The following is a 14,330-nucleotide window of genomic DNA, read 5'->3' on the forward strand; positions in this document are numbered from 1 at the left end:
CCACGCCCGGCCACGATCATCCTTGTAATAAAATGTAATCGAAAGCCGTTATTCATCGCTTCGACGTAATTTGTCTGCAAATTGCACCTCGTTTCGCACGATTTCCCCCCACGAGCAAACGAGGTGAACGATGAAAGCGACACGGAGATGGTCAGCGGGTATGGCGGCGCTTGGCGCAGGTGCGCTCGCTTTAGGTGGTGCACTCGCGCCTGCACAGGCGAGTGAAACGGACGGTGTCAAACATGTCTTGCTCATCAGTTTCGACGGCCTGCACGAGCAGGACGTGGCACGTTGCATAGCCGGCAATACCTGTCCGAATCTCGCGCTGCTCGCGAAATCGGGCATCACGTATGCGAACGCGTTTACGCCTGGACTGTCCGATTCGTTCCCGGGCCTCACCGCACTCGTAACGGGCGGCTCGCCGAAATCCGCCGGCCTTTTCTATGACGTCTCATACGACCGCACGCTGTACGCGCCCAACGACACGGGTTGCGTCGGCAAACAGGGCTGGAACGTCGTGTTCGACGAAACCACCGGCAAGGACGCCGAAAACGGCGGCCCGCTCATGCACCTCGACGGCGGTGGCGCGTTCAATCCGCAGGCCATTCCGCGCGCGCGCGTAGGCGCGAAGTGCGTGCCCGTCTATCCGCACGACTACGTGAAGACGAACACGATCTTCGAGGTCGTCAAGGAGCACATGCCCAATTCCTACACCGCGTGGGCCGACAAGCACGCGTGGGGCTACGACTGGCTGAACGGCCCGTCGGGCCGCGGCGTGGACGATCTCGCGCGCACCGAGATCAATTCGATCGACCCCGCCACCAACACGTACTACCTCGACACATACACGCATACCGAGAAGTTCGACGACTATCACGTGCAGGCGCTCATCAACGAGATGGGCGGCAAAGACTCCACCGGCACGCGCGACGAACCGGTGCCGACGCTCTTCGGCACCAACTTCCAGACACTGAGCGTGGCGCAGAAAGCCACGGTGGCGACGGGCGGCGGCTATCTCGACGCCAGCTTCACGCCGGGTCCGCAAGTGACGGGTGCAATCAGCTATCTCGACAATGCGCTCGGCCGCATCGTTGCCGCCCTCCAGCAGCAGAACCTCTACTCGTCCACGCTGATCATCGTGACCGCCAAGCACGGCCAGTCGCCCACCGATCACACGAAACTCGTGAAGAACGGCGACACGCTAACGAAGCTGCTTGAAGCGAACAACTATCTGGATCCGAATGGCAACTTCGGCCAGAACAACACGAAGAGCGGCAACCTGAACGACGGCACCGGCCTCGTCAACACCGGCTTCGTGCAGACCGACGACGTGGGCCTCGTCTGGTTGCGCGATCAATCGCAGCGCGATGCGGTGGTCACGACGCTCAAGAAGAATCTCTCGTGTAATGCGCCAGGCATCTGCGCGGACGGCCCGCAAGCGTACATTCTCTATGGTCCCTCCCTCGTGAGCCGGTTCGGTGACCCGGCGCAAGGCCGCACGCCCGATATCATCGTGCAGCCGAATCCCGGCGTGATCTACACGTCGAGCACGACGAAGGATGAAGAGCACGGCGGCAATGCTCCCGACGATAGCCATCTCGGCCTCGTCGTTTCCTATGCGGGGCTGCACCACCCCGGCCGCAGGGTCGATGAGCGCGTCACGACCACGCAGGTCGCGCCCACCATCCTGAAGGCGTTCGATCTCGATCCGCACCTGCTGCGTTCTGTTGCCCTGGAAGGCACGCGTGCGCTGCCGGGTCTCGGCTTGAGAAGCGGCGAGTAACGCACGCAGCAGCGCTGCCCGCCTCGAGCACAACGGCGCTTTCCTGGTGAAAGGCTACACGGCCTGACTGACCCGCTACACGTTGACGCCGGTCAGTCAGGCCGTCCACCCGGCAAGCGAACCGCCTCCTGATGCAGCGAGGCTCGCCCCATCGCCGTGGACTAACAACTGGGGACAGTAGCGCCCATTTCACATCAAATGCCGGTTTTCCCACAGACTGAAAGCTGGGAGCCAGTCACCCTGAAGACTCGGGCAGGCGGTGGGAGATGGCGATGTCGGTATATGTCGATGAAGGATTCAGGCCCTGTGTCACGGAATGCGCAACCGTCGCGTTCCGGGTCTGTTTTGACGAGCGGGTGCAGATCTTCGAGGTCAGCGCCGAGGCACTGGTGACCTATTGCGGGGCCGCGAGCAAGCGGCGCAAGGATTTGCTCGTTGCGTTCGAGAGCGCGCAACTCGAGATACTGAAGGTGGTGGAGTGTAAATGGCCGTTCAAACAGAACGGGCCCGTACGCCTAGGACTCGACGAATTCCGAATGGTCAGACATTAGGTGTGCCAGAATTGCGGCCATGACCTGGATCGCCGCCCTGCCGATGTACAACGTGACGCCCGCGCTCGCCACTGCGTGGCGCGATTGGCTGGACGACGTCCTGAGCAGGGTGAAGCCCGCCTGCCGCATCGTCGAGCCCGACGAGGAGCTGCACGGTTTCTGGCGGCGCCCTAACGTGCTGCTCTCGCAAACCTGCGGCTATCCCCTGATGCACGGTTTAAACGAGCAGGTTCAGCTGATTGCCACGCCGCAATTCGATGCGCCGGGTTGCGAAGGCGCGGACTATTCGAGCGTACTGGTCACGCGGGTTGACGCACCATTCGATTCGCTCGCGGCATGCCGTGGTGCAAGAGCCGCCTACAACCAGGACGACTCGAACAGCGGCATGAACGTATTTCGCCACGCAGTAGCGCCGCTTGCGCGCAACGGCACATTTTTCAGCGCGGTTCTGCGCACCGGTTCGCATCTCGGATCATTGCGGGCGGTGGCGGAGAATCGCGCGGACGTCGCCGCGATCGACTGCGTGACGTTCGCGTTTGTCTGTGATGAATTGCCTGAACTGGCGCGGCAGGTCCGGCAAATCGGCGTGACGGCAGCGTCGCCGGGTTTGCCTTTGATTGCTTCCAGCCACGTGCCGTTCGCGACGATCGTGACGTTGCGCGAGGCCCTGAGCGAAGCGCACCTTGCCCAGCCCGAGCGTGCCGGACGCCTGCGTTTGAAGGGTTTTTCCACGTTGCCGCTCGCGGACTACGAACGGATCGAGCACCTTGAAAACGAAGCGCGTGCCTTCGGCTACGCGCGCCTCGCTTAATTCACGTTTAGCCCACGCTTAAGCTTCGCGCCTAACCAACTTCCAGCACCAGAAGCTGCGCCCCATCGGCAACCTGATCGCCAACCGCATACAGCACTTCCGACACCGTGCCTGCCGCCGGCGCACCGATCGTGTGCTCCATTTTCATCGCTTCCATCACGATCAGCGGCGTGCCCTTCTCCACCACCGTGCCCGGTTCGACCAGCACCGCGATCACCTTGCCCGGCATCGGTGCGGTCAGGCGGCCTTCGCCGCCCTCAACATCCGCGGCATGCGCGAGCAGGTTCTGCCATTCGAACGCCAGCGCCTCGCCGAGGCAGAACACGTGGAATGTATCGGCGTCGATGAAAACACGCCCCGTTACCCTTGCATCACCAATCGTTGCGCGGTATTCGTGCTCGCCCGTGCCGCCCGCCCACGTGAAGTCCTCGCGCACGCTGTCGTGTTCGAGCGTTTGCGTCGCGCCGTCGCGGGCAAACGTGACGGTGAAAACGTCCGCGTTGTCGCCGTTGCCGTCGACATTGCGCCAGCCAAGGGTCTGCATATAGCCGCTGTTCAGGCGCCAGTGCGATAGTGCATCCCACGGCGACGCGCCATGCGCGGTACCGCCTTCGCGCGTCAGCAATGCGGCACAGGCGAGCGCCAGGGCTTCCTTGAAGGGTTTCCTGACAGGTGCGAACAATGCATCGTGATGACGTTCGATCAAACCCGTATCCAGATCGCCGGTCGCGAACGGCTCGCTCGTAACGATGCGTTGCAGGAACTCGACGTTAGTATGCGGCCCCACCACTTCGCAAGCTCGCAGTGCGCGATTCAGCCGCGCGAGCGCTTCCTCACGCGTCGCGCCGTGAACGATCAGCTTGGCGATCATCGGATCGTAGAACGGCGTGATGGTGTCGCCTTCGCGCACGCCGCTGTCGATACGTACCGGCGCCTTGCGGCCCGGCTCGCCAATCGAGAATTCGACGCCTGCCGGCATGCGCAGATGCTTGAGCGTACCCGTCGATGGCAGGAAACCGCGAGCGGGATGCTCCGCGTAAATACGCGCTTCGATCGCGTGGCCGTCGATTTTCAGCTGTTGCTGCGTGAGCGGCAGCGGTTCATCCGCGGCGACGCGCAGTTGCCATTCCACCAGGTCCTGCCCCGTCACCATTTCCGTAACCGGATGTTCGACCTGCAGGCGCGTGTTCATCTCCATGAAGTAGAAATCGCCGGTGCCGGTCATGATGAACTCGACCGTGCCCGCGCCGACATAATTCACCGCGCGCGCGGCGGCCACCGCCGCTTCGCCCATCTCGCGTTTGATCTCCGCGGACAAGCCCGGCGCCGGCGCTTCTTCCAGCACTTTCTGATGACGCCGCTGCACCGAGCAGTCGCGGTCGAACAGATACACCGCGCCGCCGTGACGGTCTGCGAATACCTGTACTTCGACGTGACGCGGCCGCGTCAGATACTTTTCGATCAGCACGCGATCGTTGCCGAAACTGCTGGCCGCCTCGCGCTTGCACGATGCCAGCGCCGCCGCGAAATCTTCGGTGCGCTCGACCACGCGCATGCCTTTGCCGCCGCCGCCCGCGCTCGCCTTCAGCAGGACCGGGTAGCCGATGGCATCGGCCTCGCGATGCAGCAACTGCGGGTCCTGATCGTCGCCGTGATAACCCGGCACGAGCGGCACGGCGGCCGCATGCATCAGCGCCTTCGCGGCCGCCTTCGAGCCCATCGCAGCGATCGCTTCGACCGGCGGTCCGATGAAGACGATGCCGGCCGCTTCGCAGGCATGCGCGAAGTCTTCGTTTTCCGACAGGAAGCCGTAGCCCGGATGCACCGCCTGTGCGCCAGTGGCGCGCGCGGCTTCGATGATGCGCTCGACGCGCAGATAGCTTTCGGCCGCAGTCGATCCGCCGATATGCACGGCCTCGTCACAGGCGGCCACGTGTTTGGCGTTGGCGTCCGCATCGGAATACACGGCCACGCTCGCGATACCGAGCCGCTTGCAGGTCGCGGCGACACGGCACGCAATCTCGCCGCGGTTGGCAATCAGGATCTTGTTGAACATGAGCTGTCTCGGTGATGGTCCCGAAGTGTCCCGTTAGGGGCTAGGTTGTTCTGATGGAGGCCCGCATGCGCCCCGGAATAAATACCTGCGTGGCGACTCAATTGCGCCAGGACGGCGTGCGCTTTTCGAGGAACGACGCGACGCCTTCGCGGCCTTCCGCACCGGCGCGGGTACGTGCGATGCGCGCCGCCGTATCCTCGATCATGGCGTCGTTCAACGTGTGCCCGGCGATGTCCTGCACAAGTTGCTTACAGGCGCGCACCGCCTGCGGACCATTTGCGCAAAGCGTTTCCGCGATCTGCCGCACGGTGGCGTCGAGCTGTTCCATGCCCACCATTTCGCTGACGAGACCCAGGCGATACGCCGTCGCGCAATCGAACTGCTCGGCCGTCGTGAAGTAGCGCCGCGACGCCTGCTCGCCCAACGCGCGGATCACGTACGGCGCGATGGTCGCGGGGATCAGACCGAGACGCGCTTCCGAGAGGCAGAAGCGCGCGCTTTCCACCGCAACCACGATGTCGCACGCCGAGATCAGGCCCATGCCGCCCGCGTAGGCGTCGCCGTTCACGCGCGCGATCACCGGCTTGTTGCAGCGGTAGATCGACGACAGCATGTTGGCGAGCAGCATCGCGTCGGCGCGGTTCTCGTCGTCCGAGTAACCGGCCATCTTCTTCATCCAGTTCAGGTCGGCGCCCGCGCAGAACGCCTTGCCGTTCGCGGCAAGCACCACCGCGCGCACGTCGTCGCGCGCGTTCAGGGCCGTGAAGGCCGACGTCACTTCGGCGATCATGGTTTCGTTGAACGCGTTGCGCACGTCCGGCCGGTTCAGCGTGACCGTGGCGATCTGGCCCGCGAAAGCGACATCCAGCGTTTCGTATTGCATCGTTGCAGTTCCTCGCGCGTAGCGCTGCGTCACATTCTGAACACGCCGAAACGCGTGTCTTCGATCGGTGCATTCATCGTGGCCGAGAGGCCGAGACCGAGCACATCGCGCGTTTGCGCCGGATCGATCACGCCGTCGTCCCACAGGCGCGCGCTCGCGTAGTACGGGTGGCCCTGGTGTTCGTATTGATCGCGGATCGGCTGCTTGAACGCCTCTTCCTCTTCGGCGCTCCACGAACCGCCCTTGCCTTCGATACCGTCGCGCTTGACCGTGGCCAGCACCGACGCTGCCTGCTCGCCGCCCATCACCGAAATGCGCGCGTTCGGCCACATCCACAGGAAGCGCGGCGAATATGCGCGGCCGCACATGCCGTAGTTGCCGGCCCCGAACGAACCGCCGATGATCACCGTGAACTTCGGCACCTTCGCCGTCGCCACAGCCGTCACCATCTTCGCGCCATTGCGCGCGATACCTTCGTTTTCGTACTTGCGGCCCACCATGAACCCCGTGATGTTCTGCAGGAACACCAGTGGAATCTTGCGTTGGCAGCACAGTTCGATGAAATGCGCGCCCTTGAGCGCCGACTCGGAAAACAGAATACCGTTGTTCGCGATGATGCCGACCGGATGACCCCAGATATGCGCGAAACCACATACGAGCGTGGTGCCGTAGCGGGCCTTGAACTCGTCGAAAGCGGAATCGTCGACGATGCGCGCGATCACCTCGCGGATATCGAACGGCTTGCGCGTATCGACGGGGATCACGCCGTACATGCTCTTCACGTCATAGCGCGGCGGCTTCGGTTCCTGCAACGCCACCGGTACCTGTTTCGTGCGATTCAGATTGCCGACGATGCTGCGTGCGATGCCCAATGCGTGCGCGTCGTTCTGCGCAAGATGATCGACCACGCCCGACAGACGCGTATGCACGTCGCCGCCGCCCAGGTCTTCCGCGCTCACCACTTCACCCGTGGCGGCTTTGACGAGCGGCGGGCCGCCCAGAAAAATCGTCCCCTGGTTCCTGACGATGATCGACTCATCGCTCATGGCGGGCACATAGGCGCCGCCTGCCGTGCACGAACCCATCACGACGGCGATTTGCGGAATGCCGGCCGCGGACAGATTCGCCTGGTTGAAGAAGATACGGCCGAAGTGATCGCGATCAGGGAACACGTCGTCCTGATTCGGCAGATTCGCGCCGCCCGAGTCGACCAGATAGACACACGGCAAATGGTTTTCAGCGGCGATTTCCTGTGCACGCACGTGTTTTTTCACGGTGACGGGATAGTAGGTGCCGCCTTTGACCGTTGCGTCATTGCAGACGATCACGCACTCCTGCCCCGCGATGCGGCCAATGCCGGTGATGACGCCTGCGCCAGGCGCATCGTTGTGGTACATGCCATAGGCCGCGAGTTGCGAGAACTCGAGAAATGGCGTGCCCGGATCGAGCAGTTTCTCGATCCGGTCGCGCGGCAGCAGTTTGCCTCGGCCCGTGTGTTTGTCGCGCGCCGCCTGACCGCCGCCCAGCGCGAGTTTCTCGATCTTCGCGCGAAGATCGGCGACCAGCGCTTCGAGCGCTGCCGCGTTGGTGCGGAAGTCGTCCGAGCGAGGATTCAGCTTTGATTCGATGATCGCCATTACGTGGCTTCTCCAATGTCGACCGAAGTTGGCGTGTCGACCAGAGTTAGCGCTTTAGCTGTCGGCTGGAGTTGGCGCTTTAGCTGTCGGCTGGAGTTGGCGCTTTAGCGCCTACTCCAGCCCCATGCAAAGCTCTTACTCCAGCCCCATGCAAAGCTCCTACTCTGGTCCCATGCAAGGCTGTCGACCAGAGTTAGCGCTTTAGCTCTTACTCCAGTCCCATGCAAAGCTAGGTTCAAATCGTCTCGGCGAACAATTCGCGGCCGATCAGCATGCGGCGAATTTCGCTCGTGCCCGCGCCGATTTCATAAAGCTTGGCATCACGCCACAAACGGCCAACCGGATATTCGTTGATATAACCATTGCCACCGAGAATCTGGATCGCCTCGCCGGCCATCCACGTCGCTTTTTCAGCGGTGTAGAGAATCACGCCCGCGCAGTCCTTGCGCACCTGACGCACGTGTTCTTTGCCGAGCGTATCGAGTTGACGGCCCACTGCGTAGAGATACGCGCGGCACGCCTGCAATGTGGTGTACAGATCGGCGACCTTGCCTTGAATCAGCTGGAATTCGCCGATCGGCTGACCGAACTGCTTGCGATCGTGGATATACGGCACGACCGCATCCATGACCGCGACCATGATGCCGGTCGGGCCGCCGGCGAGCACGGCGCGCTCGTAATCGAGGCCGCTCATCAGCACTTTCACGCCGCCGTTCAACTGGCCAAGAATATTCTCTTCCGGTACTTCAACGTCCTGGAACACCAGTTCGCCGGTATGGGAGCCACGCATGCCGAGTTTGTCGAGCTTTTGCGCAACCGAGAAGCCCTTCATGCCCTTCTCGACGATAAACGCGGTAATGCCGCGCGAATTCGCTTCGAGATCGGTTTTTGCATAGACGACGAGCGTGTCGCAATCCGGGCCGTTGGTGATCCACATCTTCGTGCCGTTCAGCACATAGTGATCGCCCTTCTTGTCCGCGCGCAGTTTCATGCTGACCACGTCCGAGCCCGCATTCGGCTCGCTCATGGCGAGTGCGCCCACATGCTCGCCGGAAACCAGCTTGGGCAGATACTTTTCCTTTTGCGCCGCCGTGCCGTTGCGGTGAATCTGGTTGACGCACAGATTCGAGTGCGCGCCGTACGAGAGACCGACCGATGCCGACGCGCGCGAGATTTCTTCCATCGCGATCATGTGCGCCGTGTAGCCCATGTTCGCGCCGCCGTACTCCTCCGAGACCGTCATGCCGAGCACGCCCAGATCGCCGAACTTGCGCCACAGGTCCATGGGGAACTGATCCGTACGATCGATTTCCGCGGCACGCGGAGCGATTTCTTTGGCAGCGAAGCCTGCAATGCTGTCACGCAGCATTTCGATTTCTTCGCCGAGCGGGAATTGCAAACCGGGCAGGTTGCTCATTGCTGTGTCTCCAGAGTTCGTTGGCGGCCGGTCAGCCTGGGTAGGCACGGCGCGTCTGAGTGCGGCTCGGCGGACGGTGGCAGCCTTTTGGGCCGCCCTCACCACCCCGCACGAGGCGCGAAACGTTCAAGCCGCATTTCACGCTAGATTTACGTAAGCGTCAATAGGTATTTTGAGCAACACTCAGAAATTGGTTTCCGGGCCTCCAGCACTTTCATAGCGTGATAGTATTACTCTCACCGGGGCGAACCGCCTCACAAAACTGAACTTTACTCATATGACGGCTGTCTTGAAGGCTGAGCTACCCGCCTCGCGCCGCCAACCGGCCGGGCGCAAGTCCCAGCAGCGCGTGAGGGAGATCTTGCAGGCGGGGCGCGACGTATTCTCCGAGAAGGGTTACGAGCGCGCGACGACGGCGGAGATTGCGCAGCGCCTGGGCATTTCCGAGGCGACTGTCTTCAGCTATTTCCGCGGCAAGCGTGAGTTATGCGCGCGGGTGATCGGTGATTGGTACGACGAGATCATTGAAGCGATCGAATCGGGGCTGCCGCGTGACGGCAATGTGCGGCAACAGTTCGCCTTCATTGTGCGCACGCATTTGCGGCTGATGCTGGTCAATGGCACTGACCTGTGTGCCCTGGTGTTATCCGAGGGCCGGGCGCGGCATCATGAGTTGAGCGAAGCGCTGACCGAATTGCAGCGGCGCTACACGGCGCCATTGATGCGTGTGCTGGCGCGGGGTCAGGAGACCGGGCAGATACGGGCCGATATGCCATTGAGGCTGCTGCGCTCGATGGTGTTCGGGCCGATGGAGCATGTGCTTTGGGATGCTACGTTGGCGAATCGGCACATTGATATTGACGCTACCGCGGATCAGTTGATCGATGTTTTGTGGGCGGCGTTGATGCCGCCGGATCCGGCTGTTAGTGCTTTGCAGCAGTTCAGGGCCGAGGTGGCTGAGGCGAACCGGCGGTTTGAGGAGCTGGCCTGTAGCGCTCGAGGGGCGCCTCGCGGCGTGTAGTTGGGTTTTGGTTTTTTTTTGCCTGTGGCGTTTGGGCTTTCCTTGCTCTGATCGCTTTGGCCTTTCTCTGATTTTTTTCGTGCTCTGTTCTGTCTGTACGCCTGTGGCGTTGGCCTTTCCTTGATTTGATATTGGTTTATTAGCGTTGCCCCTGTGCGGGGCGGCACTCACTTCTCTTTGCCGGCCGCAAAGAGAAGTAAGCAAGAGAAAGCGGCTCAAACCGCCAGCTCATAAGCGGGTCCCCCGCACAGCCACGGTAGTGGTGCATCTGGAATCTGTGCCCCCGCACATTCGGCTCCAGTGACAAGGCCGTCATACCTCCGGCGGCGCTGCGCGCGCCGACACGCCGTTCAAACACCATCCGCCAAGCATTCGCCCCCTCCGTTCGCCCCGTTCCCAGATCATCGTTGCATCGCTACGTTGGCACAACCGCAGCAGCCGCCGCGCAGCGAATGCAGCGAATGCAGCGAATGCAGCGAATGTAGTGAATGTAGTGAATGTAGTGAATCGACATTTCATTTGAGGTGGGGTTCGCCAACCAGCGCGAAAGCATCTCGCCGAGGCGAAGCCGATGGTTCCCGCTGCGCGAAGCGAGGCCTCTGGTTTCCCTGGCATACCCATCCGCGACGCACGCGGTGCGGAGTGGGAGCGGATGAGTGCTTTGTCGCTAACGCGGAGTGTGCGAGAACACGGATTCCAGATGCACCACTACCGTGGCTGCGCGGGGGACCCGCTTATGAGCTGGCGGGGTGAGCCGCTTTCTTTGCTTATCTTTCTTTGCGGCGGCAAAGAAAGTAAGTGCCGCCCCGCACAGGGGCAACACTAATAGACCAATAACACAACAAGGAAAGGCCAACACCATAAAACCACAACCAAAACAGACCACTAACAAAGCAAGTAAAGCCCAACGCCACAGGCAAACAGCCCAAAAGCGCCCCGCAGGCAAAAACCTCAAAATACGCTAACCTACCCTTCCGAGCGAAGCAAGAACCAAAACCCAAACCCAAAACCCCAAAAATGCCATCCTCCAAACCCGGCAAAATCCGAATCGGCATAGGCGGCTGGACCTATGCCCCCTGGCGAGGCACCTTCTACCCAACAGACCTCACGCAAAGCCGTGAACTCCAGCACGCGAGCAAAAACCTCACATCGATAGAAATCAACGGCACCTTCTACGGCCTGCAAAAACCAGCAAGCTACGAAAAGTGGTATCAGGAAACCCCGGAAGATTTCGTCTTCTCGCTAAAAGCCCCCCGCTACGCAACAAACAGAAAAGTCCTGGCAGACGCCAACGAAACCATCGAACGCTTCTTCGCCAGCGGCGTGCTGCTGCTAAAACAAAAGCTGGGCCCCATCAACTGGCAATTCGCCACCACCAAAAAATTCGACCCCGAAGACTTCGAAGCCTTCCTGAAACTGCTGCCAGCCAGCATAGAAGGCCAAAAGCTGAGGCACGCAATCGAAGTGCGTAACGACACCTTCAAGACCCCCGAATTCATCGCGCTGGCCAGAAAGTACAAAGTCGCCGTCGTGCTGGCAGCCGACAGCGATTACCCACAAATCGCCGACATCACCGCGCCATTCGTCTACGCCCGCATCATGGGGACAAGCGACAAGGAAGCCAAAGGCTATTCGGCCAAAGCCCTCGACGCCTGGGTCGAACGCGCCCGCCAACTCGCCGCCGGCACAACGCCGGACGATCTGGAAACCTCGGCCGCGCCGCCCGCAAAAACCGCCGCGCGCGATGTCTATCTCTACGTCATCAGCGGCTTCAAGGAACGCAATCCGGCCGCCGCCATGGCGTTGATCAAACGCCTCGAATAACGGTCATCCAGTCCGCTCGCGCGAGTGTCATAATCCCGGCAGCCACGTAACGCACAGGCATCCGCACATTCAGGCCGCGAGGCCACACCCACATTCAAGGTCCGGGAGAATATTTTGAGCGCCATCGACAATCCTTTGCACGATCAGGAAGTCGGCTCGGCCGACGCCACCCAGGACACCACGCGCATCGACGACGTTCGTATCGGTGCGGTACGTCCGTTGATTTCTCCTGCCCTGTTGCAGGACGAATTGCCTGTGCCGCCATCGGTGCAGACGCTCGTCGAGAAAACCCGCGCGGAAATCGCCGACATTCTGCATGGCCGTGACGACCGGCTTGTGATGATCGTCGGTCCGTGTTCGATTCACGATCACGATCAGGCGATCGAATACGCTCGCAAGCTCAAGGTCGCGGCGCAGACCTACAAGGACGATCTGCTGATCATCATGCGGGTCTACTTCGAAAAACCGCGCACAACGGTCGGCTGGAAAGGCTATATCAACGACCCACGCCTCGATGGCAGCTTCCGCATCAACGAAGGGCTGCGTCTCGCACGGCAACTGCTGCTCGATATCAACGGTCTCGGCCTGCCCACGGCCACCGAATTTCTCGACCTGCTCAGTCCGCAATACATCGCGGATCTGATCGCGTGGGGCGCAATCGGCGCACGGACAACGGAGAGTCAGAGTCACCGCCAGCTTGCATCCGGGCTGAGCTGCCCGATCGGCTTCAAGAACGGCACGGACGGCGGCGTGCAAATCGCCGCGGACGCCATCGTCGCGGCGCGCGCGAGTCATGCGTTCATGGGTATGACCAAGATGGGAATGGCAGCGATCTTCGAGACGCGCGGCAACGACGACGCACACGTTATCCTGCGCGGCGGCAAGAAAGGACCGAACTACGACAGCGCGTCCGTGGAAGCCACCTGCGCGGCGCTCAAATCAGCAGGTCTGCGCGAGCAGGTCATGATCGACTGTTCGCACGCGAACTCGGGCAAATCGCATTTGCGTCAACTGGAGGTGGTGCAGGATCTGGCGCAGCAACTCTCGCAGCGCGAGCGCCGCATTATCGGCGTCATGCTCGAAAGTCATCTGGAAGAAGGCCGTCAGGATCTGAAAGCCGGTGTGCCGCTGCGTTACGGCGTATCGATTACAGACGCCTGCGTGAGCTGGGCGCAAACCGAACCGGTACTCGATACCCTGGCCGAAGCAACCCGGAAACGGCGCGCGGGCTGAACTCGCCAGCACGGCCTGCACGATCTCGCCGAACCAGCAACCGGAACCACCGGCCGGGAGGCGAGCGTGCATGACGCAAAACCAGAAGCAAACAACGACGGCATAAACGTCAGCGCGCAACCAGCGCGCGCCACACGCGCCGCACTAACCACCGATTAAACCCGCTCACGGGGTCAGGCAGCGCGTGATTCCTCACACCCGATGCATCGGGCGCCGCGCGCTACAGTAACGCGCGTGGATGCTCCGGCGCGAGGCGCGTTGCATTACGACGCGTTGACGGCTTCCTTGAATGCCTTGCCAGCGGTGAACTTCACCGTCTTGGCTGCGGCGATCTGGATCTCCGCGCCGGTCGACGGATTGCGACCCACGCGTGCTGCGCGCGCGCCGGTCGAGAAAGAACCGAAACCGACCAGTTGCACCGTATCACCACCCACCACGGCTTTGGTCACCGCTTCGACGATAGCGTCGATCGTTTGGCCGGTGGCCGCTTTGCTTTCGCCCGTCGCTGCGGCGACTGCATCAATCAGTTCCTGTTTGTTCATAGCACTTCCCGTATGGTAATCATGGAACCGGCGCCACATCTGTTGCGCCGGGACCGACACACTAACGCATAGGCGCATATTCGCGCAAACGTTGGATGTAAGCCTTGTATCGCCCGCCCAGCGGCAATTTGACGTTTTTTTGTGCCAAAGTGCTATAAGAATCGCGCGCTTACGTATTTCTCCCGCTTTACGGCTCTCCACGGCGTATCACAATCCGTTGCAATTTCAGTGCTTTAGGGTCGGCAAACTGACCGCCGTCAGGCTTTTTTACTATGTTATGGTGGATCGTAAAGATTCGGCATTCCGCACCGCGCACGCCCAACAATAAAAAATCCGGGAAGAGTAAAACAATGAAAATTCTCCATATTGCAACATGTGCAATGCCCGCCGCATGCTCTCGCGCCACCGCTACGCCCAGCGAAATCACCCGAACAACACCGGCCGGACAAGCGAATCCCCTCACACCCCGGCGCTGAAATCGGCTGCTCTCCCGCAAGCTGACGCGGCATAAATGACTTAAGCCGAGGCCGATTTCCGGGCGTATTTACCGCCCAGTCAACGCGCACGCTTTA

12 protein-coding genes are annotated in these 14,330 nt (G+C 61.3%); 6 read left to right on the forward strand and 6 right to left on the reverse strand.

Translation table 11 applies throughout. The annotated features are described in order from the left end of the window. The first annotated feature begins 130 nt into the window (after positions 1-130). The 3 genes from BCY88_RS24915 (at position 131) to BCY88_RS24925 (ending at position 3,145) form a co-directional block, all read left to right on the forward strand. Entirely contained in the window at positions 131-1,783 is a 1,653-nt protein-coding gene (locus BCY88_RS24915; protein WP_120346830.1) for an alkaline phosphatase family protein, read from the forward strand. Positions 1,784-2,055: 272 nt separating this feature from the next. Next, positions 2,056-2,334, forward strand: a complete 279-nt coding sequence (locus BCY88_RS24920) for a DUF1488 family protein (protein WP_120346869.1) — start codon at positions 2,056-2,058, stop codon at positions 2,332-2,334. 19 nt (positions 2,335-2,353) lie between these two features. Then, entirely contained in the window at positions 2,354-3,145 is a 792-nt protein-coding gene (locus tag BCY88_RS24925) for a phosphate/phosphite/phosphonate ABC transporter substrate-binding protein (RefSeq protein ID WP_120346831.1), read from the forward strand. Positions 3,146-3,176: 31 nt separating this feature from the next. Here the strand turns inward: BCY88_RS24925 and BCY88_RS24930 are convergent, their stop codons facing one another. From BCY88_RS24930 to BCY88_RS24945, 4 genes are all read right to left on the reverse strand, one after another. Then, the gene (locus tag BCY88_RS24930) at positions 3,177-5,201 is read right to left on the reverse strand and encodes an acetyl/propionyl/methylcrotonyl-CoA carboxylase subunit alpha (RefSeq protein ID WP_120346832.1); all 2,025 of its coding nucleotides are present in this window, start codon (positions 5,199-5,201) and stop codon (positions 3,177-3,179) included. 97 nt (positions 5,202-5,298) lie between these two features. Continuing rightward, a complete protein-coding gene (locus BCY88_RS24935; RefSeq protein ID WP_120346833.1) occupies positions 5,299-6,084 on the reverse strand; it encodes an enoyl-CoA hydratase/isomerase family protein in 786 nt (261 codons plus the stop codon). Between the two features lie 29 nt (positions 6,085-6,113). Further along, positions 6,114-7,721, reverse strand: a complete 1,608-nt coding sequence (locus BCY88_RS24940; protein WP_120346834.1) for a carboxyl transferase domain-containing protein — start codon at positions 7,719-7,721, stop codon at positions 6,114-6,116. A 235-nt stretch (positions 7,722-7,956) separates the two neighbouring features. Next, positions 7,957-9,138, reverse strand: coding sequence for an isovaleryl-CoA dehydrogenase (locus BCY88_RS24945; protein ID WP_120346835.1), 1,182 nt, complete (start codon positions 9,136-9,138; stop codon positions 7,957-7,959). Between the two features lie 277 nt (positions 9,139-9,415). Between BCY88_RS24945 and BCY88_RS24950 the strand changes: the two genes are divergently transcribed. The 3 genes from BCY88_RS24950 to BCY88_RS24965 all read left to right on the forward strand — a co-directional run bounded on the left by BCY88_RS24950 (position 9,416) and on the right by BCY88_RS24965 (position 13,216). Next, positions 9,416-10,159, forward strand: coding sequence for a TetR/AcrR family transcriptional regulator (locus BCY88_RS24950; RefSeq protein ID WP_120346836.1), 744 nt, complete (start codon positions 9,416-9,418; stop codon positions 10,157-10,159). 1,017 nt (positions 10,160-11,176) lie between these two features. Further along, positions 11,177-11,983: a DUF72 domain-containing protein gene (locus BCY88_RS24960; RefSeq protein WP_120346838.1), complete on the forward strand. Its 807-nt coding sequence runs from the start codon at positions 11,177-11,179 to the stop codon at positions 11,981-11,983. A 114-nt stretch (positions 11,984-12,097) separates the two neighbouring features. After that, positions 12,098-13,216: a 3-deoxy-7-phosphoheptulonate synthase gene (locus BCY88_RS24965; protein WP_120346839.1), complete on the forward strand. Its 1,119-nt coding sequence runs from the start codon at positions 12,098-12,100 to the stop codon at positions 13,214-13,216. Positions 13,217-13,479: 263 nt separating this feature from the next. On the opposite strand, the gene BCY88_RS24970 is transcribed toward BCY88_RS24965, so the two are convergent. Both BCY88_RS24970 and BCY88_RS39610 read right to left on the reverse strand, forming a co-directional pair. Beyond that, positions 13,480-13,758: an HU family DNA-binding protein gene (locus tag BCY88_RS24970; RefSeq protein WP_006049832.1), complete on the reverse strand. Its 279-nt coding sequence runs from the start codon at positions 13,756-13,758 to the stop codon at positions 13,480-13,482. A gap of 187 nt (positions 13,759-13,945) precedes the next feature. Beyond that, the gene (locus BCY88_RS39610; RefSeq protein WP_147408556.1) at positions 13,946-14,185 is read right to left on the reverse strand and encodes a hypothetical protein; all 240 of its coding nucleotides are present in this window, start codon (positions 14,183-14,185) and stop codon (positions 13,946-13,948) included. Positions 14,186-14,330 lie beyond the last annotated feature (145 nt).

Source organism: Paraburkholderia fungorum (genome assembly GCF_003610895.1).
Classification (GTDB): domain Bacteria; phylum Pseudomonadota; class Gammaproteobacteria; order Burkholderiales; family Burkholderiaceae; genus Paraburkholderia; species Paraburkholderia fungorum_B.